The organism is Anabaena sp. WFMT (genome assembly GCF_051781005.1).
GTDB lineage: Bacteria > Cyanobacteriota > Cyanobacteriia > Cyanobacteriales > Nostocaceae > Anabaena.
This window is the reverse complement of sequence record NZ_JBPWOA010000006.1, coordinates 451,144-476,428: the sequence shown is the minus strand read 5'-3', so window position 1 is coordinate 476,428 and position 25,285 is coordinate 451,144. Positions and strand designations below refer to the sequence as shown.

The 25,285-nt window shown below is 39.4% G+C and carries 26 protein-coding genes; 7 read left to right on the top strand and 19 right to left on the bottom strand.

Features of this window, described 5'->3' with window-relative positions; genetic code table 11:
• Window positions 1-29: 29 nt before the first annotated feature.
• From ACSQ6I_RS06795 to ACSQ6I_RS06770, 6 genes are all read right to left on the bottom strand, one after another.
• Window positions 30-944 (bottom strand): NF038130 family PEP-CTERM protein, encoded by a 915-nt coding sequence (locus ACSQ6I_RS06795; RefSeq protein ID WP_438889609.1) that lies wholly within the window; start codon window positions 942-944, stop codon window positions 30-32.
• Between the two features lie 322 nt (window positions 945-1,266).
• Window positions 1,267-2,463, bottom strand: coding sequence for an LL-diaminopimelate aminotransferase (locus ACSQ6I_RS06790; RefSeq protein WP_438889608.1), 1,197 nt, complete (start codon window positions 2,461-2,463; stop codon window positions 1,267-1,269).
• A gap of 168 nt (window positions 2,464-2,631) precedes the next feature.
• Window positions 2,632-2,967 carry a thioredoxin family protein gene (locus tag ACSQ6I_RS06785; RefSeq protein ID WP_438889607.1) on the bottom strand — a complete coding sequence of 112 codons (336 nt, stop codon included), beginning with the start codon at window positions 2,965-2,967 and terminating at the stop codon, window positions 2,632-2,634.
• A 308-nt stretch (window positions 2,968-3,275) separates the two neighbouring features.
• Window positions 3,276-4,055 (bottom strand): PspA/IM30 family protein, encoded by a 780-nt coding sequence (locus tag ACSQ6I_RS06780; RefSeq protein ID WP_438889606.1) that lies wholly within the window; start codon window positions 4,053-4,055, stop codon window positions 3,276-3,278.
• A 266-nt stretch (window positions 4,056-4,321) separates the two neighbouring features.
• Window positions 4,322-5,023 (bottom strand): PspA/IM30 family protein, encoded by a 702-nt coding sequence (locus ACSQ6I_RS06775; RefSeq protein WP_438889605.1) that lies wholly within the window; start codon window positions 5,021-5,023, stop codon window positions 4,322-4,324.
• Between the two features lie 127 nt (window positions 5,024-5,150).
• The gene (locus tag ACSQ6I_RS06770) at window positions 5,151-6,329 is read right to left on the bottom strand and encodes a hypothetical protein (protein ID WP_438889604.1); all 1,179 of its coding nucleotides are present in this window, start codon (window positions 6,327-6,329) and stop codon (window positions 5,151-5,153) included.
• Window positions 6,330-6,436: 107 nt separating this feature from the next.
• On the opposite strand from ACSQ6I_RS06770, the gene ACSQ6I_RS06765 reads away from it, so the two are divergent.
• Entirely contained in the window at window positions 6,437-6,982 is a 546-nt protein-coding gene (locus ACSQ6I_RS06765) for a DUF721 domain-containing protein (protein WP_438889603.1), read from the top strand.
• 470 nt (window positions 6,983-7,452) lie between these two features.
• Window positions 7,453-7,767 (top strand): hypothetical protein, encoded by a 315-nt coding sequence (locus ACSQ6I_RS06760; protein ID WP_438889602.1) that lies wholly within the window; start codon window positions 7,453-7,455, stop codon window positions 7,765-7,767.
• A 141-nt stretch (window positions 7,768-7,908) separates the two neighbouring features.
• Here the strand turns inward: ACSQ6I_RS06760 and menB are convergent, their stop codons facing one another.
• Window positions 7,909-8,742: a 1,4-dihydroxy-2-naphthoyl-CoA synthase gene (gene menB, locus ACSQ6I_RS06755; RefSeq protein ID WP_438889601.1), complete on the bottom strand. Its 834-nt coding sequence runs from the start codon at window positions 8,740-8,742 to the stop codon at window positions 7,909-7,911.
• Between the two features lie 315 nt (window positions 8,743-9,057).
• Here menB and ACSQ6I_RS06750 point away from each other — a divergent pair, with 315 nt between their 5' ends.
• Entirely contained in the window at window positions 9,058-9,246 is a 189-nt protein-coding gene (locus ACSQ6I_RS06750; RefSeq protein WP_015213699.1) for an RNA-binding S4 domain-containing protein, read from the top strand.
• Between the two features lie 247 nt (window positions 9,247-9,493).
• Window positions 9,494-9,754: a hypothetical protein gene (locus tag ACSQ6I_RS06745; RefSeq protein ID WP_438889600.1), complete on the top strand. Its 261-nt coding sequence runs from the start codon at window positions 9,494-9,496 to the stop codon at window positions 9,752-9,754.
• Window positions 9,755-9,796: 42 nt separating this feature from the next.
• On the opposite strand, the gene ACSQ6I_RS06740 is transcribed toward ACSQ6I_RS06745, so the two are convergent.
• Both ACSQ6I_RS06740 and ctpB read right to left on the bottom strand, forming a co-directional pair.
• On the bottom strand, window positions 9,797-10,765 hold the full coding sequence (locus ACSQ6I_RS06740) for a glycosyltransferase (RefSeq protein ID WP_438889599.1): 969 nt from the start codon (window positions 10,763-10,765) through the stop codon (window positions 9,797-9,799).
• Window positions 10,766-10,904: 139 nt separating this feature from the next.
• Entirely contained in the window at window positions 10,905-12,242 is a 1,338-nt protein-coding gene (ctpB, locus tag ACSQ6I_RS06735) for a carboxyl-terminal processing protease CtpB (protein ID WP_438889598.1), read from the bottom strand.
• Window positions 12,243-12,561: 319 nt separating this feature from the next.
• Between ctpB and ACSQ6I_RS06730 the strand changes: the two genes are divergently transcribed.
• Entirely contained in the window at window positions 12,562-13,266 is a 705-nt protein-coding gene (locus tag ACSQ6I_RS06730; RefSeq protein ID WP_438889597.1) for a YdcF family protein, read from the top strand.
• Between the two features lie 410 nt (window positions 13,267-13,676).
• Here the strand turns inward: ACSQ6I_RS06730 and ACSQ6I_RS06725 are convergent, their stop codons facing one another.
• The 8 genes from ACSQ6I_RS06725 to def all read right to left on the bottom strand — a co-directional run bounded on the left by ACSQ6I_RS06725 (window position 13,677) and on the right by def (window position 21,368).
• Window positions 13,677-13,961: a hypothetical protein gene (locus ACSQ6I_RS06725; RefSeq protein WP_438889595.1), complete on the bottom strand. Its 285-nt coding sequence runs from the start codon at window positions 13,959-13,961 to the stop codon at window positions 13,677-13,679.
• Between the two features lie 926 nt (window positions 13,962-14,887).
• Window positions 14,888-15,100 (bottom strand): hypothetical protein, encoded by a 213-nt coding sequence (locus tag ACSQ6I_RS06720; protein ID WP_438889594.1) that lies wholly within the window; start codon window positions 15,098-15,100, stop codon window positions 14,888-14,890.
• Between the two features lie 541 nt (window positions 15,101-15,641).
• Window positions 15,642-15,827: a hypothetical protein gene (locus ACSQ6I_RS06715; protein ID WP_438889593.1), complete on the bottom strand. Its 186-nt coding sequence runs from the start codon at window positions 15,825-15,827 to the stop codon at window positions 15,642-15,644.
• Between the two features lie 229 nt (window positions 15,828-16,056).
• On the bottom strand, window positions 16,057-18,366 hold the full coding sequence (recJ, locus tag ACSQ6I_RS06710; RefSeq protein WP_438889592.1) for a single-stranded-DNA-specific exonuclease RecJ: 2,310 nt from the start codon (window positions 18,364-18,366) through the stop codon (window positions 16,057-16,059).
• Between the two features lie 30 nt (window positions 18,367-18,396).
• A complete protein-coding gene (locus ACSQ6I_RS06705; protein ID WP_438889591.1) occupies window positions 18,397-19,038 on the bottom strand; it encodes a GNAT family N-acetyltransferase in 642 nt (213 codons plus the stop codon).
• A gap of 184 nt (window positions 19,039-19,222) precedes the next feature.
• Window positions 19,223-20,026: a PD-(D/E)XK nuclease family protein gene (locus ACSQ6I_RS06700; protein WP_438889590.1), complete on the bottom strand. Its 804-nt coding sequence runs from the start codon at window positions 20,024-20,026 to the stop codon at window positions 19,223-19,225.
• A gap of 558 nt (window positions 20,027-20,584) precedes the next feature.
• Window positions 20,585-20,791 carry a hypothetical protein gene (locus ACSQ6I_RS06695; RefSeq protein WP_015213691.1) on the bottom strand — a complete coding sequence of 69 codons (207 nt, stop codon included), beginning with the start codon at window positions 20,789-20,791 and terminating at the stop codon, window positions 20,585-20,587.
• A gap of 13 nt (window positions 20,792-20,804) precedes the next feature.
• A complete protein-coding gene (gene def, locus ACSQ6I_RS06690) occupies window positions 20,805-21,368 on the bottom strand; it encodes a peptide deformylase (protein ID WP_438889589.1) in 564 nt (187 codons plus the stop codon).
• Window positions 21,369-21,498: 130 nt separating this feature from the next.
• Between def and ACSQ6I_RS06685 the strand changes: the two genes are divergently transcribed.
• Together ACSQ6I_RS06685 and ACSQ6I_RS06680 are read left to right on the top strand one after the other, a co-directional pair.
• Window positions 21,499-22,401, top strand: a complete 903-nt coding sequence (locus tag ACSQ6I_RS06685; protein WP_438889665.1) for a cell division protein FtsX — start codon at window positions 21,499-21,501, stop codon at window positions 22,399-22,401.
• A 92-nt stretch (window positions 22,402-22,493) separates the two neighbouring features.
• Complete coding sequence (locus ACSQ6I_RS06680; protein ID WP_438889588.1) at window positions 22,494-23,312, top strand: DUF3598 family protein; 819 nt, start codon at window positions 22,494-22,496, stop codon at window positions 23,310-23,312.
• A 510-nt stretch (window positions 23,313-23,822) separates the two neighbouring features.
• Here ACSQ6I_RS06680 and ACSQ6I_RS06675 read toward each other — a convergent pair.
• Window positions 23,823-24,314, bottom strand: coding sequence for an orange carotenoid protein N-terminal domain-containing protein (locus ACSQ6I_RS06675; protein ID WP_438889664.1), 492 nt, complete (start codon window positions 24,312-24,314; stop codon window positions 23,823-23,825).
• Window positions 24,315-24,659: 345 nt separating this feature from the next.
• Window positions 24,660-25,235, bottom strand: coding sequence for a leucyl/phenylalanyl-tRNA--protein transferase (aat, locus tag ACSQ6I_RS06670; protein ID WP_438889587.1), 576 nt, complete (start codon window positions 25,233-25,235; stop codon window positions 24,660-24,662).
• Between the last annotated feature and the right edge of the window lie 50 nt (window positions 25,236-25,285).

Sequence of the window (25,285 nt, the reverse complement as noted above, 5' to 3'; positions counted from 1 at the left end):
TCTAGATTAATAATGTTGAAATTTCCGTTTTAAGCAGATACTTTTTTCAGATGGCGTTGTGCAGCTACAATACCAGCAACACCAAGCACACCAAGCATTACAGACGGTTCGGGTGTTTTCGCTGGAGGTACACCATTAATAGTGACTTCATAATTACCATTGTGGGAGTTAGTCCCGTCATTAGAAACTAACCCAGAATTGGTAGCTGTAAAGCTGTAGAGATAGTCAGTGACTCCATTATAGGTGTACTTGACAACTTCACTGGCTTGAAATCCAGCGGGTAGTAAACTTGCAAATGTAGCAAATGGTGAACCTGTTGCAGAATAAGCAGCTTTTAAATTGTAGTGACCTGCTAACCCAATTTTAATCAAGCCAGTTGTATCATCTTGGTTAACGTAGGAGATATTCGGGTCGCTAGAGCGTTGAAAACCTTTGATATCAAAAAATGCTTTATAGGCTAGGTTACCTAGAACTGTCCCAACATAGTTAGCTTTATTCGCTTGAGTTAAGAACGTATTAAACCAAGTAGTAGCAAGATTATTTGCTCCATAGGCTGTACTATTTCCTGAGCCAGTGCTAAACCAGTCTGCATAAGTTAAGCTGCTGAGGGTAATATCTTTACCACCAATTTGCCCTGACAAAGTGGTATTTTTAGTGAAATCAGTTGCAGTAAAAGTTCCTTGTTCAGTGCTTTTACGTAATTCAATATTACCAGTAGGGCTGGTAGCGTTACCAGTGAGAGCATTTTGTAAATCTTGTGCTGTGGGGTTGTTGATCTTAACTGTATTGTTACCTGAAACACCATAGACAAAATAGTCACTTGCCGCTGTTCCACCAATAGTAGCACCAGTGAGAGTACCAGCTTGTGCTGGGGTAACTGCTACAGCACCCAAACCAATCGCCATTGATGCACCAACTAACAATTTCCCAAAAGAGTTTTTCATTTTTTTAGAGTCGAGTTTAAGGTTATTTCTATCTTTGAGCCGAGTTAATAATAGACATATCCGGAAAAGTAGAGACGTTCAATGAAACGTCTCTACAAGGGTTCTAGGAAACGTACATTTAATTTTCACTAGATGTCTAATAGGTTTGCTAATAAGCAGTAGCTATTGCCGACTTAATAGTGGAACACACAAATATACTCTAAAGGAATTTAGCAGTTTATTTGATAAAGCTACTGTATTTTTTCAATAAAAATATGAGGATTATTACCGTATTTCTCTACGTTTATTTACTTAGAGAAGCTAGAGAAGTCTGAATTGACAATTATTTCAGAAACTCTGCAATTCTCTCTACAGCAGTTTCTAAAACATCTGGCTCTTGTACCAAAGCAAAACGAACATAGCCTTCTCCAGCTTTGCCAAAACCTGCACCAGGGGAAGCAGCTACACCAGTTTGTTTAACTAGCTCGGTGCAGAATTCAATAGAATTGTTACTCCAAGGTTCAGGTAATTTTGCCCAAATGTACATTGTTGCTTCGGGTGTGGGAACGTTCCAACCAATGCGGTGTAAGGCATCAATGAAAGCGTCACGACGTTGACGGAAGGTATCAACGGCAGCTTTGACACCAGCTTGATTTCCTGTGAGTGCGGCGATCGCACCGTTTAAAATTCCTAAATACTGATTAAAGTCAACTGCGGCTTTTACTTGCCTTAAAGCTTGAATTAGTTCGGCATTACCGATCGCATAACCTATGCGGAAACCACCCATATTGTAAGACTTCGACAGGGTAAAGAACTCAATAGAGACGCTTTTTTCTGGATCAGCTTGCAAAATTGAGGGAACCAAGGATTTTGGATTAAAAGTTTCTTCCTCGGTAAAGACCAAATCTACGTAGGGGAAATCGTGAACTAGGACGATATTATTTTGCTGACAAAAAGCTACGGCTTCTTTGAAGAAAGATAAAGGTGCGATCGCACTCGTGGGATTATGGGGATAGCTTAATACCATCATCCGTGACTGAGCCAAAACTGAAGCGGGAATATCAGTCAACACGGGTAAAAAATTATTTTCTGCCTTTAATGGCATTGTGTAAATTTGCCCACTAGCTAAATAAACTCCTCCGACATGGGAAGGATAACCAGGGTCTAATAATAGGGCAAAATCGCCGGGATTGAGAATTGCTAAAGGTAAATGAGCAGTTCCTTCCTGAGAACCAATCAGAGGTAAAACTTCTGTTTCTGGGTCAACTTTAATACCAAACTTTTGTTCATACCATTGTGCCGCAGCTTGACGAAACCCTTTTGTACCCCGAAACAGCAAATAACCGTGAGTACTGGGATCATAGAGAGATTTGGCGATCGCTTCAATGACATGATTTTCCGCCGGTAAATCGGAAGAACCAAGAGATAAATCAATTAATTCTCGTCCAGCAGCCACAGCACTAGCCTTGGCTCTGTCCATATCAGCAAATACATTAGATTGTAGAGGTTGTAACCGGTTTGCAAATTGCATTTTAGTCATTAGTCGTTGCTGATGAGTCAAAATAATTCGTAATTGATAATTTATAATCCGTAATTATAATCATTATTAGCCCTGATTACAGACCAACAAATCGAAGATTATGGTGATGGCTCATACCCTCTTCAATTACGAATTACGAATTACGAATTACGAATTACGAATCATTTGCTAATTATTATTTAAATGCTGTTCTAAAAGACTGAGTAATTTATCTTTGGTAATTACTCCTTCTGTGGATTCTATGAGTTTGCTATCTTTAATTAGCCTTAACGCTGGGACACCTTCCACCTGATACTGTTTGACAGTTAAAGGATTGGGGTCTATTTCCATTTTCACAATTTTCAAGCGATCGCTGTAAGTATTAGCAGCTAAGTTAATCATTGGCGACATCAATTGACAAGGCCCACACCAGGAAGCCCAAAAGTAAACTAATACAGGCTGCTCGGCTTTTAACACTTCTGTTTCAAAGTCAGCATCAGTGATAGTTATTACACCCTTACTCATTAAAAGTCTCCATTAGGTGGCATTGATCAAAGTTGACACACAAAACACTTTATCCCAATCTGAGGGAACAGGGAACGGGGGTATTGGGAGATTAATCACCCAATTAAGTAGGTTGGCGTTAAAAATTGTCGTTGGGATAAGGCAGGGGGCAGGGAGCAGGGAGCAGGGGGAAAAAGGGTTTTAGCCTTGTTGACTTTTCTTTACACAGTTTGGTTTTATTCTGCCCACCTACTTACCAATTACCAAGGAAGCAAAATCCCACAACCAAGAGGTGCGGGATTTTCTCAAGTTTCTTGTCTGCAAACGTTTTACATTTGATCCAATTGCTTGCGTAGAGCTTCCAACTCAGAATCTACTGGTTCAGCAGTTTCAACAGGTTTAGGAGTACTGGTTGGTTGAGAGGGAGGTAATTCTGCTATAGGTGCAGGTGCAGGTGCTAATGATGCTTTTAGGGCTGCTAATTCATCATCTACATCACTACCAGATTCTAAACGCGCAAATTGGCTTTCTAAATCTGCACCTGCCAACTCTCCCATAGACTGAGCGCGGGCTTCCTGGATCATTACCTTTTCTTCCATGCGCTCAAAAGCAGACATGGCGCTACTGGTATTCATCCCACTGACCATACCTTGCAGTTGCTCTTGGGCTTTAGCGGTAGTAATCCGGGCTTTGAGCATTTCTTTCTTGGTTTTAGCTTCCGAAATCTTGCTCTCTAACTGGATTAAGTTGCGCTTTAGGCTATCTACCTGAGTAACTTGCTGATCAAGGCTGGCTTTGAGTGCAGTACCAGTTTCCGTGTAAGTCTTTTTGCGCTCCAAAGCTTGACGTGCCAGGTTTTCGTCACCTTTTTGCAGAGCTAGTTGGGCGTTGCGTTGCCATTTGTTGATTTCATTTTGCCCATCATTGTACTGTTTCTCGGTTCGTTTTTGGGCTGCGATCGCTTGAGCCACCCCTTGACGTAGCTGTACCAAGTCTTCCTGCATTTCCAGGATGGCTTGTTCTAGCATTTTTTCTGGATCTTCGGCTTTACTGATCAGATCGTTAACATTAGAACCAATTACTCTTTTAAGACGATCAAATAATCCCATAAGTTTGTTGTTCCTGTTGAGGTTTACGCGCTTTGTTGGAAAGTTAGCTTTTGTATTGTTTAATAGCTACCTATTTAAATTTAATCTTTTCAGTTGGGATTGGTATCCTCTCTCCATTCTGAATCATGACACTATAATTCAGCTACTTTAATGTCAGGTAAGTTGTTTTGTAGGGGCGTATAGCAATATGTCCCTACAGGAGTAGGGCTTACACCACTTTACAGTATCAGTAGTGAAGAGAATATCTTCCACATCTCCCCATCTCCTCATCTCCCCATCTCCCCATCTGCCTGCGTTTTTTGATCTACCTCGCCTAACATCTGAGTTTTCATCGCTGTCAGTTCAGCATCAATGTTATTACTAGATTTCAACTTAGCAAATCTTGTTTCCAGATCATCACTACTAAGTTGAGCAATTACTTCTGTTTGCGCTTCCATCTGTAAAACTTTTTCTTCCATTCGTTCCCAAGCGCTCAAACTAGTTGTGGCAGAAACTCCACTTAGCATTTCCTGAAGTTTATAAGATGCCTGGGCAGAACGAGCGCGAGCAATGTACATATCTTTTTTGGTTTTTACCTCCACAATTTTCGATTCCAGTGTCCGCATATCCTGTTTCAGCTTCCCCACAACTACTTGTTGCTGATCCATTTGCATAGAAAGAGAAGTACTAGTTTCTTGGTAAGCTTGGCGTTTGGTGAGAGCTTCCCGTGCTAGAGGTTCATTACCTTGTTGCAGAGCTAGTTGGGCGAGACGATACCATTCTTCTACTTTGGATTGAGCTGCGATCGCTTGACGCTCAGTGCGTTTTTGAGTTGCGATCGCACAAGCAACCCCTTGCCGCAATTGCACCAAATTTTCCTGCATCTCCAGAAAAGCTCTCTCCATCACTTTTTCTGGATCTTCAGCACCGTTCACCAAATCATTGAGATTAGAACGAATTACCCGCAGAATACGCTTCATCACTTCCATCTTGGCTATGCTCCATTAGGGGGGATTGGGGACTGGGGAGATAGGGCGGATGAGGATGAGGAAGAAGAGAAAGAGTATTGATCTTTTTTTTGCCCCCTCTCCCTGCTCCCTGCTCTCTGCTCCCTGCCTACTTCTGTACACTAGCTTTAATTCCCTTTGCTTTTAGTTGTTGCAACCTGAGTTTTACTTCCTCTTTAGTCTTCAACGCACCCAGATAAATATACTTTTGGTTAGGGGATAAATAGGCATCAGGAACTACTTGCCGCGCAGCAGTTAAAGCACCAGCGCCTTGATTATCAATCACTACATAATAGAACCCATCTGATGACGGTTTGATTTCTTCATTTAGCGTTGGTGAGATTGCCGTTGACTGAGGCTGAGGTATTGGGGTGATGGGGGGGACTGAAGTTAGGGGAACTACTGGATTTTTTGGGGTTTGGACGGCGATAGGTTGAGGTATTAGTGTCGGAGTTGGTTGGACTTTAGGTTTCAAACCCACTACATCATTAGGATCTTTCACTTCTGGAAATTCACGAGTAGCCAAATTAGGATATTTGGGTATCGGCGTAATTTCTGGTACTGCTGTTGGTGGGGCATTACTCTCAGTTATTTCAGTATTTACAGTATTTGATGAAGAAGTAACGTTAAATAATTTACTTAAATTCAATTGCGGTAAAGTTTTGGGATTGAATACCACATAACCTAAAGTCAGACTAGCCAATAGGAGTAGCAGCATAGAACCAATACCCAAAGGTGATAGCAAGCTGTCACTAGAATTACTTGATTTCTTGGTTTGTGGTTGTTCTTCAGTCAAACTCCGTAGCAGTGCTTCACTAGATTCTAAATAGTCATCTGGCTGTTTAGAAGTATCCTCCGCTGGGAGGAGTGCTTGATTTTCAGAAGCCTTAACCTTTGTCGGTACTATGCTGCTGATGGATTTTGGATCTGCTGGAGTTTCTGTTTTGCTAGACTCTTGGCTAGAAGACAGATGGAAATGATCAATTTCTTCCTGTTTGTCTATCTCTGGGGATGGGCTTTGCTGAGGAATTGGGTTAGTGTTAACTTCTGCTGCTGACTGAGTTTTTCCCAGTGTTGCAGTCATGCCATTTTGTTGGGGTTGATTACTCATGTAAGTCTCTACACCAACTTGTTTTGGCGGACGAAATCCACTGCGTGTGCGTCGGTATCGAGTTAACTCTTGATCTAGTTGCACTTCTAAACTCGCCAGTGCTGTGGCTAGTACTGGCTTTAAGCCAGACTGGTTAGGCGGTTGAGTGCCAGAATCGATTATGGGATTTTGACTCATTGCCATGATGCCTCAAACCTAATACTGCTGGATGAATTTTATTAGAATTTTATTAAATTCTATTAGATTCTATACCAAGCTCAATTTTTGCTTTGTTTGGATAAAAGATGTCATTCAAATCTGTTAATGATATTTTAGGCATTCTGGAACAGAAAGCCAAATGGCAAGAACAACCATTTCAATACGTGCTTAAGTTTTGGGTAGAAGTTGTTGGTGCTAAGGTTGCGGCTCAAACTCGTCCTGTGTCAATTCAGCGAGATGTTTTGTGGGTAGCAACTTCTAGTGCTGCTTGGGCGCAAAATTTGACTTTTGGACGCAATGCCATACTTGTAAAGTTAAATAAAAAGTTACCTGCGCCTTTGATGGATGTTCGGTTCTCCACTGCTGAGTGGAAGCTTACGCCATTAAAAGGAAATCAACCTCCAACGGTTTCACCACCAGAACATCCTAGTTACCTCGGTGCTAAGAGTGGTTCTGAACCTGAAGTTAGAAAATCTGTTGATGATGCTCAGACTGCTTTTGCTGGTTGGGCTAGGGCGATGCAAGAGCGATCGCACAATTTACCCCTTTGTCCCCAGTGTCAATGTCCTACCCCACCCGGTGAACTTCAGCGTTGGCTTGTTTGTTCTCCCTGTGCTGCTAAACAGTGCTAAGAGAGGAGGCAGGGGGCAGGCTTGCCCTGAGTTTCGACTTGTCTTCGACACACTACGTGAACGCTCAACTACCGCGAAGTCGAAGGGGGGCAGGAGTCAGGAGTTTTTTTTAGATATTAGAAAATTATCTGCTATCATATCCAACCTTGAGCGATGAAACTGATGAATTATCCTCCTAAAGTGTGATTTAAGAGTGTGTGAAGGAATAGTTTCAAACCCTGGCTAAATCTAAAGCTAAACTTTTAACTTTGATCCCCAATGCGTTTTAGCCAAAAACAAGTATGTAACCACTCTAGTAATTATTTACATATATAACAAGATTCTAAAGACATCCTAAAGTTTATTTTTTAATAAAAATAGCTAGAACCCAGATAAAATAATACCTTTTTGGCTCTTATACCTATTTTGTCATAGAAGGAAAATATTTAAGTGTGATAACCAGCCCTAAACGGCACTAAAGATGAACCCAAATGAAACCTAATAACCATTTAACATCTGCCTGTCGATATTGCCGTCATTACCAACCAGAGGGTCGTCGTGGTGGAATGTGTCAGAAATTGGGCGCACCAGTGCAAAGTACTTGGAAAGCGTGTAATTTAGCACTACCAGCCTTTGCACCTCCTTGGGAAACTTTAGAAGATTCTTGGAGTTTACCAGTAGCAAAACCAGTTTTACCTGTTGCTCAAAACTTAAATTCAGATTTAGAAATTCTAGCACTTGCTCCTGTGGAAGAAACACCAGTTTCCTCGCCACAAGAGGTCAAGACGACAGCAATCCTAATTTAGTTGCCCTTATTTACTGTAATTACTGTAATCAATTTTTTCTTTGTTCAAAATAAAATTTGACTTTAAAATTTTAAGTTTTGCCAATTTTTACTTTTCAAAAATCGCACCTGTCAGCAAGATGCGATTTTGCCCTTATTTTAATTAAGGTAACCAAGGAAATTCCCGAAAATTCGGGGGACGTTTTTCGAGAAAGGCTTGTTTTCCTTCAGATCCTTCCTCTGTCATGTAATAGAGTAGGGTGGCATTACCAGCTAGTTCTTGTAAACCAGCTTGTCCATCACAATCGGCATTAAATGCAGCTTTGAGACAACGAATGGCAATAGGGCTTTTTTCTAATATTTCTTGCGCCCATTGTATACCTTCAGCTTCTAGTTGTTCTATGGGGACGACAGTATTAACTAAACCCATTTCTAAAGCTTGTTCGGCATTATATTGACGACAAAGATACCAAATTTCTCGTGCTTTTTTTTGTCCTACTATCCGTGCTAGGTAACTCGCACCAAAACCACCATCAAAACTGCCAACTTTGGGGCCTGTTTGTCCAAAAATGGCATTATCGGCTGCAATTGTGAGGTCACAAATTAAATGTAAAACGTGACCACCACCAATGGCATATCCAGCAACTAACGCGATTACTACTTTTGGCATGGAACGAATGAGACGTTGCAAGTCCAAAACGTTTAAACGGGGAATACCTGCATCATCAACATAACCAGCTTGTCCGCGTACACTTTGATCACCACCAGAACAGAAAGCATATTTACCATCAGTGTGGGGGCCTGCACCCATAAATAGAACTACACCAATGTTGGTATCTTCACGGGCATCACAAAAAGCTTCGTATAGTTCAAAAACTGTCTTAGGGCGAAAAGCATTACGTTTATGGGGACGGTTGATGGTGATTTTAGCGATGCCGTCGGTTTTTTGATACAGGATATCTTCGTAGGTTTTGACAGTTTTCCAGTCTATTTGCATGGGTATTAAGTGCGTTATTGTGCTAGAGAATTTTATCGCGGAGTTAAGAAAAAGAGATAATTTAAGTTGGTATTTTTAGCTTGATAGTAAGCGTCTTTTAAGGTATATCAAACTCTATAATTCGGTAACAATCAAGCAATTTTCCGCATTTAACGCACCTTACTAACCTTTCTCAGGCAATATTCCGTAAGTAAGAACGAAAAATAAGGTATTTAAGATAGAATAATCTGCGATCGCCTCTGATGCGGCGTAGCCCATTGCCTTTTTTAAAAGTAAAAAAGCAATGACAATTATTTATTCTCAACCAGTTTTAACATGATTAAGCTAGACCAGTTTTTAAAGTTAGTGGGTATCACCGCAACGGGAGGACAAGCCAAATTGATGATTATTGATGGCGAGATCAAAGTCAATGGCACAATTGAAACCCGACGCGGGCGAAAATTAGAGCCTAACGACCAAGTAACAGTAGCTGGGAAAACTTTCAATGTTGGGGATGTAATTTAAGGCAGGAAGCAGGATAGGAAAGGGTTTAAGCCTCACCATCAATAAATTTTTGACTAGACCACTCGTATTTTCTGTAAATTTGTTGTATCCTAGTTTTCCGCAGGTAGTTTTTTACAACTCTATTTCATACGAGCTTTTTGCTGATCTTTCTGACTGTTATTGAAAGACTATATTGGTCTGGCTTAAAATCAGTCTGGAAATTTTTTTCCTTTAATGTCCACTTGTCAAAATTTTAAATACAGAAACTATGAAACTGATTAAAAAATCCGAAAAACTCCTTCTCGATAAAATCAAGAATATGGAGGAAGAAGAGCAAAATCTGCAAAAGGAATCTCTGTATTCTCCAGAAGCATTAATTGATGAAACAGCATTCACAAGTGAAGAAAATCAAGGACCTCAATATATACCTTTGCGAGATAATCCGGTAGTTTACTCTATTGGCAACACAGGGTGGCAGGTTTCTGAGATTTGGAAGGATGTGAGATTAGATGATTTTTGTGGTGGTTGATCGGATTTTTTCAGCATCTCCAAACCTTTGAGTCGGAGAGTATCACAACCATTCAATCATTTTGGCATTTTCTGGCAACTTTGCCTTTCTTTGCCCCTGAGAACGCGCTCTAGCGGTAAATAAACCAATGGGAGTTTCTAACAAATCTACAAGACTGGCTTTACCAATGATGTTGTTGAAACTTTCCTTTGGTACTTCTTTGAGTAACCAACGTAGTAGACGATAACCGTAGTCTTGGGGTGCCATTTCACGCATCAAGTCTACGCCATGTAGTTCATGTAAATAGCGATTAGAACGTCCGTAACGTTGCCATTGACTAGCTAATTCTTTTATTGTCAATCGGTGACGGTGTTGGACAATGGCTTCTGGAGCAAATTCTAAACGGCCAAGATTAGCTTTGAGAATACGCCAACAAATATCTGCATCTCCACCAGTGGTGAGATAGGGACGAAATAAACCTGCTGTGGTGAAGAGATGGCGACGAATTGCTAAATTTGCAGTTTGACCATAAGGACAAAATTTATGGGCTAGGGTATGTTTTTGAGATAAGGTTTCTTGCTTGTCTGCGTGTTGTTCAAGCAGGCTTTTACCTGGTAGTGCCAAAATTTCACCAGCGACAATTACGATTTCTGGGTTAATGAAAGGCTGAATTAATGAATTTAGCCATTGGGGTTGGGGACGACAATCTGCATCGGTAAAAGCGATGATTTCACCTACGGCGGTTCTGATACCTGTGTTGCGTGCGGCGTAAGAACTTTGAATTTTGTTTTCACTTAAGGGCAGGATAGTGATGGGGGAATTTTCAGCAGTTGCTTTGATAATGGAGAGAGTGCGATCGCTACTATTATTATCCACTAGCAAATACTCTACTTGGCCTTGGGGATAATTTTGCGACAACAGACAATTAAGCAAGTCTGGTAAATCTGCCTCACCATTATAAATAGGTATTACCACCGAAACCTTTGGGAGTAAGCTTTGGCTGGTATTTGCCTCAACTGGCTGATGACTCATAAATCTGAATTTTTCTGGCTGATATCAATAAATATATACCACCTTCTTTCTTCTGCCTCCTGCAAAATAAATCCCACCCTGCATTGCCAGAGTGGGAGGAAATTAATCACAGAAATACATGAACATCTAACAACGAAGCTTAAAATTTCAAGTCTTCGGCACGAACGCTCAGTGGCTGTGAGTTAGGAATTACAAGGGGTTGAGCAAATTTGCTATTAGACAGAACTGCGATCGCACGGGCATATTGTGGATCGCTCAAAGTCCCGATTAAATCTGGATTAGAAGCCAACTGACGCTCTTGTGCTTCTGTCAAATCTAGTTGAATATCAGGAGTAATCCCCTTATGGTTAATATCTGTACCTTTAGGAGTGTAGTAGTGAGCAATGGTAACTGCTAACCCAGAACCATTTGTCAGTTCATGGACTGATTGCACCAAAGCTTTACCGAAGGTTTGACTACCAACAACAACCGCCCGTTTATTATCCTTGAGTGCGCCGGTGAGAATCTCACTGGCACTAGCAGAATTACCGTCTACTAACACGGCTAAAGGTCGATTTGTCAAGGCTGTACGATTGGCTTTAGTTTCTTCGCTACCTCCCACACGGTCTACAGTCTTGACAATTGCACCATTGTCATACCACATCCGCGCAATTTCTATGCTTGCTTGCAACAAACCACCAGGATTTCCTCGCAAATCCAAAACATAGGAATCGACTTTTTGACCGTTCAAGTCACGAATAGCCCGACGCATTTGATCAGCTGCATGGGCGCTAAACTCTCTTAAACGAATATAGCCAACCCGACGACCACCTTCTTGTTTGAGGGTATAACGCACTGTGGGGACTTCTATAGTTGCCCTTGTCAGCTTCAAATCAAATTCATTTTTTCCCGTTCTTCCCAGCCGTAAGGTGATAGCAGTACCAGCTTTCCCTCGAATCAGGTTAGATGCATCATCTACCTTCATCTTGAGAGTTGGTTTACCGTCAATTGCCAAAATCTCATCGCCTGATTTTATCCCTGCTTTGAGTGCAGGAGAATTTTCTATAGCTTCAACAACGGTCAATCGCTTGGTTTTTTCGTTAACTTCCATGCGAATACCAATTCCCGAAACTTCCCCTGATGTTTGACTAGTCAGGGTTTCAAATTGTTTGGGGTCCATAAACCGCGTGTAGGGATCTCCCAGTTTTTGCAGGGCTTCGCGGATGGCTACATAAGCTTGTTCATTGGAAGTATAGTCTTTATTTAACAGGCTCTGCCTAGTTGCTAGCCAATCTTGTTGATTAAATTTGCCATCAACATATTCACGATTCACCAGTTGCCATACCTGGTCAACTAACGCCTTGGGACTATCTTGTAGAGCCGCGTGAACGCACCTCGTCCAAGCTTGAGCAAATACAGATAGAGTAGCAGTAGTAGCGATCGCTCCACCAATCAAGGCTACTTGGAGCGGTGAGTGACGTTTCGCAGATTGGTTCATGTATATTCAGATGGAATAGTTGGGTTACTGACAGTTTAGCAATCAGGCTTTCCTGATATTTTTAAGTTTTTATATCCTCATCTTCAGCTATGCTTAATTCATCATTTTTTTCCTTGTAAATGATGTGGAAATTACTGTCTTTTTATTAAGAATAATCTCTTGGATTTTTCTATTTTTCCGTAAAAACAACCACAGGATTAATGTGACACTAGTCACAGCAGCATCTTTACACCCTAAATTCTTTTTCTAAGATAGCACTTTGTTGACTTGATGGCAGTATTTATCAATATTAGACAACAAAGCTTTTATTTTCTATGTTATGAAGCACAAATTTATCATCAATTCATCAATTTACTTGAAGAACAGATTGAGAAAATTCAGGCGGTTGTTACAAAATATTGCTGTTGCTTTGTGTTTGATCTTGGGTATTTGGTTGACTTTCACTACTATAACCTTAGTTTCTGCCTCCTCACAGCCGATAGATGCTTTTTTCGTGCTTGGGGGCAGCATTCGCAGGGAAATTTATGTAGCCCAACTAGCAAAACAGTATCCCCGAATCCCGATCTTAATTTCTCATGGTTCACTAGATCCCTGTATTTTGCTAATTTTTCAGCGGGAAGCAGCAGACTTAGAACAAGTCTGGTTAGAGAATTGCGCTAATTCCACCTTTGAGAATTTTTATTATGGGATACCAATTTTGCGAAATTGGAAGGTAAGGAAAGTAAAATTAATTACTTCTGGTACGCATATTTTCCGAGCCAAATTGATGGCACAGATTATCTTAGGCGCTCATGGAATTTGGGTAGAACCAGAAGTAGTTAGGGAAATTGGCATTCCTGGTAATCGGGAATCTGGGATAAAAACAGTCTTAGATATGATTCGTAGTTTGTTTTGGGCGGTATTAAGTCAAATTATTCAGCCCCAATGCTCACAAGTAACAAAACTGGTAGATGTAGATATACAAGCTTGGCAACAGCGTGGTTTTCACTGTGAACATCAGGGGGGTGTGGGATTTTATCCATGACGTAAATTACCCATACATCATAGAAAAAACAGACAAACTGTACATCGCATTCTTGCAGATTGACAAACCATAATACCAGTTTTAAAAAAGATTTAACTCCTTTCTAAGAGAGTATATAAATGTAAAAACTGCGGTCATTTTCAATATACGAAATGAAAATGCCACAGTTACATTAAAAATGAGGATTTAAGAGTTTTAGAACTCTCATTGATTAGCCTCTTAGCTTGGATATGCAGTATGTTACTGGGATTTGTCTGTTGTAGCAACTGCTGTGGTGAATCGCTTATGGATGGTATCTGATTCCCGACAGTAAAAAGTACTGAAGACAACACCAAAACTATTTAATGTTTGGTTTGTCGCGATTTATCTGGTTTTGGGTCAATTCTTCAGAGCGAGTTCTAGTTCACCAACTATCTACGATGTCTGCGTCTACCTCCCTGTCCACCTCCAGGAGGTATGGGAGTGGGTGGGTATGATGGGAATGGTGGGGTTCCGCTTCCACCTCCCTGTCCACCTCCAGGGGGTATGGGAAGGGGTAAAGGTAGAGGTACGCAGCCTGGAAAAGGTGGCAATGGAGGAGGTGGACATGGTGGTGGGAAAGGTGGTGGAAAACCGAATTGTCCCCCACATATAAGTTCTTCCTGCTCTGTGGATAACTCCTCAAGCAAATCAGATTGAATGATTTGATTTAACATGATCATAGCCTCAATGACTGTAGCCTCAATTTATCCATAGGTTTTATAAGCCTATATGACTTTTTTATATTCAATTTATTGAAAAATTAAATTATTCCCAAGTTGTAAACTTACGAATTGAATTTCTAACCTTTGAAATACTTTTTATTAAAAAGCAAAATAGAGAATAATACTAATATTGCGCTCTTGCTATCTTTCGCTTGTCTAATTATTCCCGGATTTCTCACCAAAATTCTCAAACCCTTATAAAATCTGGATTCTGGAGTTTCATACTGCATCAAAAATCAACCTTGTAAAAAATGCCTGAAACCGATTCTCTATAGGGGTTATACAAATTGAGATTACATTGTTTGTGAGAAATACGGGTTATTCCTCTCACTTAATGAATTTGATGGAAATTTTGTTTATGTTATAGTTGTGAACAGCAACAAAAAAATAACCCCCTGTTTAATAAAGTATATAAATGTGAAAACTGCGGTCATGTTCAAAATACGAAGTGAAAATGACGCAGTTAACATTAAAAATGAAGATTTAAGAGTTTTAAAACTCTTGTTCATTAGCATCTTAGCTTGCATATGCAGTGTGTTACAAAAAAAAGGGAACAGGGAACAGATAAAAAACAAAAAACTTTTGTTCTGAGTTTAAAGCTCAGTCAAAAAAAAGATGTTTTTTGAAGGAGAGTGGCACGAAAAAAAACAGTGTCATTATTTCAATCTCATGTTTTTAAACATGAGTTTTTCCTGTTCCCTCTGAATGGGATTTCTCTGTTGTAGCAACTGCTGTGGTGAATTGCCTGTGAATAGTATCTGATTCCCGACAGTGGAAAGTACTGAAGACAACACCAAAACTATTTAATGTTTGTTTGGTTGGTTGGGATTTATCTGGTTTTAGGTAAATTCTTCAGAGCGGGCAACCTAGTTCACCAACTATCTACGAGATCCGTGTCTACCTCCGCGTCCACCTCTAGGGGGTATGGGTATGGGTAGGGGTATGGGTAGGGGTGGAGGTGGAGGTGGGGGTGGGGGTGGGATAAAAGCGACATCTCCGCCGTTAGAGCGTAATTGTCCCCCAGATATAAGTTCTTCTTGCTCTGTGGATAATTCCTCAAGCAAATCAGATTGAATGATTTGATCTAACATGATTATAGCCTCAATGACTGTAGCCTCAATTTATTCATAGGTTTTATAAACCTATATGACTTTTTTATATTCAATTTATTGAAAAATTAAATGATTCCCTAGTTGTAAACTTACGAATTAAACTTCTAACTTTTGAAATACTTGAAAAAGTATTGTTTTATTACTTATACAAAACTAATTACAGATCCTTCTACTGAAAAGCAAAGTAGATTTGACTCCTTTGCGAATAGAGTATATAAATATTAAAACTGCGGACATATTCAACGTAGAGATGAAAATACCGCAGTTAACATTAAAAATTAGGATTTAATTAAGAGTTTTCAAACTCTTTTTGTGTCGTCTGTAGCTTGCGGAGGCAGTGAATTGTGGAGGTTGAGTTCACCTCTTTATAGACACTGCTCTGGTGAATTGCCTATGAATGGCATCGGATTCCCAACCGTGGAAGGTACCGAAAAGAATACCAAAACTATTTAATGTCTGGTTTGTCGGGATTTATTTGGTTTTGAGTAAGTTTTTTAGAGCAGACTACCTAGTTCATCAACTATCTATTATGGGGATATGGATATGGTAGGGGTAGGGGTGGGGGTGGTACTGGTACTGGTACTGGTACTGGAAACCAGGCCACATCTCTGTCGCTGCTATACCCGGATTTTCCCCCAGCTATAAGTTCTTCCTGCTCTGTGGATAGCTCTTCAAGCAAATTAGATTGGATGTTTTTATCTAGCATGATTATAGCCTCAACTTAATGTATAGGTTCTATAGACCCATATGACTTTTTATATTCAATTTATTTTAAAATTAAATTATTCCCAAGTTGTAAACTTACAAATCAGATTTATAACTTATGGAATAGTATACAAAGTATTTTTGATAAAAAATTACAGGTAATTAGACAATAAAGAAAGTGGTTTCAGCATCCTTTTAAAAACAAAGTGCCATTTTTAGCGCAGATATTATTAAGGGAAACTGTCAAAGGCAATCATTGCTTGAATAATAGATAAAGGTACGTTGGCAAAATATTCTTGTTGAAATTGTTCTTCTCTAACGGCAGCTAAAAATTGGTTAATCACAGTATCAGCACTGGCTTCGTTGCTAATTGTTGAGTTCCAGGTAATTTGCAAAGAACGGTCTTGTCGTTGAACTGTAAATCCTAAGTATTTTAAAGCTTTAAAACCTAAATGTAAACTTTTATCGCTGATACCCAGTTTCTCTAAAAGTTGGATGCGAGTCACAAGTTGATTTGTGCGACTGAAGTATTTAGCAATTCCTACTAAAGTGAGCCAAATGTCTTTGGGTTCAGAGTTTTGAGGTTTCGACCAAGCTAAGGCTAGTTGTTGCTGATTATAAAGTGACTTTCTAAACCATGCGCGTAAATCATCCCAACTCGTTGGAATATTTGAAATCATCAGGACTGAGTTTTTCTCTGAATAGTCCTGATTTCGCCAGTCTAGAATCATCGCTGAGGTGTGAATTTTTACTTCTGCTTCAACACTGGGACGGACAGCAACTAATCTAATTTCATAGCGATTTTTATCTTTAAAACTATTAAAGTCTATTTCAGCAATACAATCACATCTACCTAGAGGTAATTCATCTTTATAGTGTCCCCACCAAATACCAGGAAAAGGGTTATGAGTAGAATCATCCCGAATATCAAACTCTGTTTTAATATACTGTATTTTTTTGCCTTGTAAATCTTGCTGATTGCGATGCCAAGAATTTTCAAACCAACAATTTTTAATTAATAGCTTGGGAATTGGATTTCCCATTCCGCATGGTTCTAAAACTTTGAGTTCTAAAAATAATTCTTTTCCTAAATCTGCAACTTTCACTTCTAAATCTGCTGTTACTGTGGGTGCGAGATTCATTCCTCCTAAAGATTGTCGCAATTTTTGGTTAATTGCATCTGTAAATAAAGGAATATTTTCAACTAACAAACTCAAACCTGCCGCAAAGGGATGTCCCCCAAAACGATGCAATAAATGTGCTTGTTCTTTAACTAATTGATATAAATCAACTGAATTAATAGAACGTGCCGAACCTCGTGCTAAAATTGGCTGGGATTCTCCACTTTCTGTACTTAATAAAATCGTGGGACGACCAGTTTCTTGGGCAACTTGACCTGCAACTAAACCTAAAACCCCACTAGGCCATTGAGCGTCTTCTAAAACAATTACACTAGTAGTTGATAAATCTAATTGAGAGAGTTTTTTAAAGACTTGATTCTGTACATCTTTTTGTAATGACTTGCGCCGGCTGTTAGCTAATTCTGTTTCTTCTGCTAGTTGCTGACAACGTTTAATATCCCGACTTGTTAGTAATTCTACGCAGAAACTAGCATCACCATAAATGCGACTAACGGCGTTAATACGGGGACCAAGACCGAAAGAAATATCTGTGGGGCGATCGCCATTTTTCTGACATAATTCCAATAATCGCCCTACTCCTGGCCGTCTTCTTTCCGTAACTGGTTTTTTATAATCTGCTTGGAGTTGTTGAATCCCTAACTGGGCTAAATAACGACAATCACCACTTAATTGCACTAAATCGGCAATTAATCCCACTGCAACTAAATCTAATAACTCAGTTAATGGATTTTGTGGAATATCAGGCAAAGTTTCATACAGTGCTTCCACCAATTTATAAGCTACTGCAACCCCAGAAAGATGAAACAATGGATGTTCTTTTGGTAAATAACGAGGGTTGATAATTGCACTGACTGGAGGACGTTCGGGGGGTAAAGTATGATGGTCTGTAACAATGACATCTATACCTAATTGTTGAGCATAAATAATTTCATCAATATTTGTGCTACCAGTATCACAAGTAACGATTAATTTGCAACCTTGTTCAGCTAAATTATCAATTCCTGGTTGATTCAGTCCGTGAGATTCTTTTAAGCGATTAGGAATGTAATAAGTTAATTGCTGATTGTGAATAAAAAATTGTCCTAAACCATCCCACAATACAGAAGTTGAGGTAATACCGTCTGCGTCAAAGTCTCCCCAAATAGCGACTTTTTCACCTTTTCCTCCTGCATTTTTGAGGCGTTTTACTGCCAAATGCATTTCTGTTCCAAATTCAAAGGGACTAGCTGGTTGATAATTTTTAAAATTAACAAATGCGGCTAATTGTAATTCATTTTTTATACCCCTTTGCCAAAGTAATTGGGCGGCAAAAATTCCACTTGATAGAGGTGTGTAGTGTTTCACTGCTTGAATGAACCACTCAGGAGGTTGTTCAGTTGCTGCTAAAATCCACTGCATTTAATTAATTAAAAAATTAAAAATCAAAATTCATTCATCATTGATAATTAAATCTGTTGGTGATTCATTAACCAAAGGATTGATAGCTACTTCACCAGGAATTCCTTCTGATTTACGAGAACGAATAGTAGGACGTGTGCGCCTATAACCTGCTCTTTCTGCTTTTTGATGTTCATAATCTATCAGTCTGCCATAATATGGGTGTTTACTCAAATTCATGGATAAGAATATATGCTGGCGGATGTTACCAAAGCCTTTACGGTTGAAAAATTTCACTGCTGGTATATTCGTAGGATCTGTATCTACCAACATAAACCGCGCTCCATCTTCAATCATTCGTGCTACAACTTTATCAACTAATTTATCTGCTACACCCTGACGTTGAAATTTGGGATTTACACATAACCACAGAATATAGCCATATGTCCAAGATGATTTACTAATAATTGTTCCTAAAATAAATCCTGCTAGTTCGCTATCTGTTTCTGCAATGAGGCAATATTCTGGATCTGTGTTATAAAGTCCAATTACTTCCCATTCATCCCAAGTGCGGTATAAATAAGGATATAAATCACTGGTAAACTGTTCTTCACCTAAGTGATAAACTGGAGCAATATCATCAATTCCTAATTCACGGACATAAATTGTGTCAGTTTCATCAAAGGCTTTCATATTTATTGCTGAAGTTGTAATTTAATAATAATTTTAATGAAAATTTAAAGTTGGATGCAATACCATCGAGAGGACAAGAAAGAGGGGGAAGGAAAGAGGGCGTGGAGACCCCGCCCCTACAGTTAAAATTCTCTATATTAAGGTAAGGTATAGTTCATTAAAAAAACTTTATTTTCCAATTTTTTCAAAGTGATACTTCTTGGATATGATCAATATTTGGTAAGTTTTGAGATGTTATTGCTAATTGATTATTTGTTTGATTGTAACAAAGGAAAGCATATTGACAAGTTTCACAAGATTTTTTAGATGCTGGTTTTTGGGGAAATGGCTGATTTTGGTGATATTGTTCTAACCAATTAGTTAAATTATTCAATAGTTGATTTAATTCTTGTTGTGTTTGTTGGTGTTGTTGAGTGTCGTAGTTAAACTGAATACTTTTAGGTTTACCCTGAGTTTGAACAAACCAATAAGTCATGGATATATTTTCGGGTAAATATTCACTAGTTTCTGCTAGAACATACATATAAAGACGTGTTTGCCAATTTTTAGCTAAATAGCTTTTATTTGGTGGTTGGGGATAGGTTTTCCAGTCGAGAATTTGTGCTTTTTGAGGATCTGCAATTAATAAATCATAGATAACTGTAAGTAGGTAATCTTGAATTTGCAAAATCCGATAGTGTTCACTGTCGTGGAAAGTTTGGTTATCAATATCAGGTGTTAATATTTCTGGTGCAACCTTGGCAAAAGATGTCATCCATTTTTGCAGTTGAGCGTCTGTTTGGAGAAAGCTATTAATTGCTAAACCCATTTCTTGCTGCTGCATGAGCAAGTGAAAACGACTACCTAAGGTTTGATATTCTTCTTGTTGGGGGTCAGTGGGTGCGGTAAGCTGTTCTAAATAGGTATGCTGGAATTTACGGGGACACGCTGCGAGTAGGTTGAGATGTCCTTGAGAGAGTCTGAGTAGATGGGTAGAAGTCGGTAGCATTCTTCTATTGGGGAAATCGGGAAGCGATCGCAAAATTTTCAATCTATTTACAGCATAATTCAGGAATCAGGAGTAGGGGCGTATTGCAATATGTGCCTACCTTGTGTCTGGCGTTGAATTTAGATTATGTATGTCATTTATCTGCTATCTGCTTTAAATTAATTAGTACAAAGGCAAAAAATAAAAGGTAAAAGGGTGAAGTTTACATTTTTCTTTCATCCTCTTACCTTTTTTATGTACCTGATGCTTATTTAATGTTAGCCGTTCTACAGCAATTGCACAAAACCAAACAAAGTGTAACATTGTTAGGATTTCTTTCTGCTTCATGCTGGTATTGTGGATACCCACTAGTTACCGTAATTGTACTGTTGAAATTATGAGCAGCTTCGCTAATCTATTTCATTATTTTCAGCACTATTAAGGTTTTCGGATTTCTCAACCGCCTGGAAATAGGTGGGCTAATCTGAAAAGTTTTGTACTGAATCTCAAGCCTTGACTTTATTTGCTTGGTTTTTGCGTTATCACAAGTATAACAACTGTTTGTGTTTGCCTAACTATTTAGTTGGAGTTGTTAGCCCGCGCATCCCTGACTGCGGCAATAAAAAATAATACGGTGAGGGGAATGCTCAAAGCTAGGATAATGGCTGTGGTTGGGACACCTAAATCTGGTTGTCCAGAACTGAGTTCAAATACAGAACCGACTGCTGCGATCGCAGTAAAACAAGAACCACCTAAAAATAAACCGCTTTTTGGAGTTAAATACACGCTCTAGATCACCCTATACTACTGGTTTCACTGTTTGATACGAGAAGCCATTTTTAGATAGCTCCTGTGCCAAAGTCAAGGAATTTTCTACACGATCTACAAATACCACACCGTTAAGATGATCCATCTCGTGTAAAATGCACCGTCCTAGTAAATCATCGGCTTTTAATGTTTTGGGACGACCATATTCGTCTTTATAGGTGATTTCTACCACTTGGGGGCGTTTCACGTCTAAATAAACTTTAGGGATGCTCAAACAACCTTCTTGAGCTACGCAGAGTTCACTGCTAACCTGCTTAATAACGGGATTAATCAATATCAGTGGAGGTGCTTCTGGTTTGTCTGGTTCGCAGTCAATTACAATGAGTTGTTTATTAATTCCCACTTGGGGGGCTGCCAAACCGATGCCATCTTCGCTGTACATAGTTTGCAGCATTTCCCGCACCAGTTGGCGAAGTTCATCATCTATTTTTGTCACACGCTTTGCGGGTTGACGCAAGACGCGATCGCCTAAATAATGAAGCTTCAAAGGTGGATTTTTTAACTTTTTCTTCTCTACAGCTATATCAGAGGGCATGATTCTCGTGGCTTAATGGTGAATGTCTTACTACTCAATTCTATCGTTAGGTGACAGGAAATAGGTGACAGTTGACAGTTGACAGTTGACAGAGAATAATTATTCACCAATTACCAATTACCAATTTTTGATGTTTAAATTTTTCACCAAACTAGACTATCTGCTGAAAGAAACTTTCCTGGGGTTGCTGCGGGGGGGATGGATGAATTGGGCAGCAGTGAGTACTGTGACAGTGTTGCTATTTCTATTCGGCTTAAGTCTGCAAACCTCTTGGCAAGTAGAAAGACTTCTCAATCAGTTCGGTAGTCAGTTGGAATTATCGGTTTATCTAGAATCGGGTATTCAAGCGGTTAATATTGAACCATTAATAGTGCAAATGCCGGAAGTAGCGACGGTGCAAGTAATTACCAAAGAACAAGCTTGGACGAAGTTAGTTAAGGACTTGGGAATTGCTGATATTGATGGTGCTACCCAGCAATTAGGAGATAATCCGCTAGTTGATGAAATGAAGGTAAAAGCTTTAAATCCGCTAGTTGTGCCGAGTTTAGCGACACAGTTAGCTAAGTTGCGGGGAGTTGATGTGGTGCAGTATGTAGACGAAGCTGTAAAACGCATTGCCCAGTTGCATCAGGGGCTAAATTGGATTACTTTAACAATTACTATAATTTTGACTTCGACTGCGATCGCTGTGACAACAACCACAATAGGCTTGATTGTCATGGCACGACGACGAGAAATTGAAATTATGCAACTAGTAGGTGCAACTTCGGCTTGGATTTACCTACCATTTATTTTACAGGGAATTTCCTTTGGTTTAGTTGGTGGTGCGATCGCTTGGAGTTTTATTTCTCTAACTCAACAATTTATTAATCGCTTACTAGCCAATCAACCTGAATTTATTCAATTTATTAGCAACGGTTTACAACTAACTGTTTCTCAAACCTTATTATTACCTTTGATTCTCTTAGGATTCGGTGCAACAGTTGGCTTAATGGGTAGCTTATTTGCTGTCCGCAGGTTTGCTAAGAGTTGAAATAATTCGTAATGGGCTACGCCCCGCTGCGCTAACGTAATTCGTAATTCGTAATATTGCCTCTGATCTGGTTAAATTATAGGACTTATTTTATGACATCACAATGGGAATGCTTGCTGAAAAATCTCGGTGAATGGCAAGGTTCATTTGCTCGTTATTCACCTCAAGGGGAACTATTAGCAGATATCCCTAGTGTAGTTTCCTTGACAGGGTTAAACAATAACCAGACTATTCGCCAGGTTGTTAGTCGTCAAGGACAAGAAGATTTAATTTTAAAATACAGTTCGGTGGCGCGGAGTACTTTGTTTTTTGAAAATGGCGCTTTTTCCCAAGGTTCGATTCAACTAGCGCCATTTACAGAATTTGGGGCTGAACTCGGTTTAATTTATGAAAATCGACGTTTACGTCTGGTGCAATTATTTGATAAAAATGGCCAGTTAGATAAAATAACCTTGATTCGTGAATATCTAGGGGGAACTCAACCACCACTAGAAACCGCAATCTTACGAATAGATGACTTATTGGGAGAATGGCAAGGTGAAGCGGTAACTATTTATCCAGATTTGCAAAAGCCCAATACCTACTCTACAACCCTACAACTACAATTGGATTCCGCAGGAAAATTAATTCAAAATACCAGTTTTAATGGTCGCACAATCACCTCCACCGCTACTATCAAAGATTCAATAATCATCTTTGATCAAAATCCCCAAAAGCAGGTACAAGTTTTACTCTTACCTGATGGCGTTTCTGCAACTTCTCCCTTACAAGTGCAATTACGTCAACCTTTATTTTTAGAGGTAGGGTGGCTGATTAAACCAAATTTACGCCAACGCTTAATTCGTAGCTATGACGATAAAGGTGCATGGGTTAGCCTTACCCTAGTCACAGAAAATCTCGTCAGCAGGTGATTGAAGGCAGAGGAAAGATAATAGGACTTACGCATTGACAGAAAATACCGAATATATTTTATGGAAAAAACCGGATCTGTCGCAGGGGTTTAGGAATGAGCTTTACCCATACAGAGGGCATCTATTGACCAAAAAATTTTAGATTTTGGATTTTAGATTTTGGATTGGGAATTTTCGGTACAAGCCCTGCCCCTTCAGGACGGAATTAATCCAAAATAGCCAATCTAAAATCCTCAAGCTACACACTTTAGGGTGGAGTCAATCCAAAATCCAAAATACTCGCTGCGCTGCGTACGCTTCGCTAACGTAAATCCAAAATTGATTGACTATCAAAGTCATGAGTAATCAAAGCCTAAAACGACCTATTTTGATGAATTTGTACAGTGAGTAAGTCCTGTATATATCAGGGTTTATGTAAAATGGTATCACCTGATATTATTCAGTGCAGGAGCCAGCAGGAATACTGCCCGTACTCTAGAACTGCCTCTCTTGCTAAAAAGTTCAAAAGTGCTAAATTTCAGCACCTGGTTTGGCTTCAGTACCCATTGGCGAAACATAATCACGGAAAAGAGTGATCTGCTGCTCAAAGGCTAATCCTTTAATTTTGCCAAACAACGCTTCTGATGCGGAAGTAAGTTCATAATCATTAGGCATAGGAATGATAGTGCCATTTTCCATGCCTTGAGATAATCGATACCAAAATAGTAGCTTGGTGGTATCACTCAAAGAGCCATATTCACGAGAAATTAGGTTATCGGCTTTATTAATCAAATCACGCTGAACTTGTAATTGTTGTTCGTGAGATAATTCCTTAACTTGATTAAATAAACCTTCAGCTATTTCTGGGGAGACAGTACTAGCACCAGGAGCCGCAGGAGTAATCGAACCCCCCATTTCTTTATAGATAAACCAAAACAAAGCAAGCTGTTGATCTACATCCAATTTTTGCCAAGCTTGAATATGTTCACGAATAGTTGGATCGTGAGTTTGCGTGTATGTCATCATTAACTCCAATTGCAATTAATCAGTATTCTTAGCAAAGTTATCATATACAAATTAGGAGTTTTACCCTACTGAAGACAGATGTCTTAAAATCATAAAGAGGAATATCACCAACCAAAATAATGCTTGGCAAGTGGCAGATGAACGATTTAGCAATTGGAGGTTTGCTGCTAGTTGGATGTGAGTATATTTTTGCAAACCCCACCAACCAGCGATCGCATTATCTATAACAGATATAGTGATCCGATTTGATTTATGTATCCCTTACGGGAGGCGTAAGCCATATTTTTCGTAGAGGCAGGGAACAGGGAACAATATTTGACCATTTCCCCATCCTCACCATACTCACTCCAGGGAACAGGGAAGTTGCAAAGCCTGCTGAAGTAAAGTCTCATATTCTTTATTATTGATAGGATAAGCGCCAAATCTGGCTAAATGGGGATTCATCATTTGCGCGTCAAACAGCATAAATTTCCTTTGGCGCAATCTTTCTACCAATTTCACCATTGCTACTTTAGAACCTTCAGGAATGCGGTAGAACATTGATTCACCAATGAAAACACCACCAATCACAATTCCTAAAATTCCCCCCGCTAGTTGATCACCTTGCCAAGTTTCAAAACTATAAGCATAACCTGTCTGGTAAAGTAACCAGTAAATCTTTTGTAATTCTGGAGAAATCCAAGTTGTTTCACGGTTAGCACAACCAGCAACCACACCGAGAAAGTCGCGGTTAATAGCTACTGTAAACCTGTTTTGGTTGAGAACACGCTGTAAGGACTTGGGGTAGCGAAATTTCTCATCCAAAGGGATTAAAGTTCTTTCCTTACTTCCATACCATCCCAGTCCATTGCTCTCATCAGCCATGAGAAAATAACCTTGAGAATAACCTCGAATAATAGCGGCGACATCATATTGCATAGTTCAGCAAATAATCAAAAAAAGCCCCAGACGAAAGCACCTTGCTATTA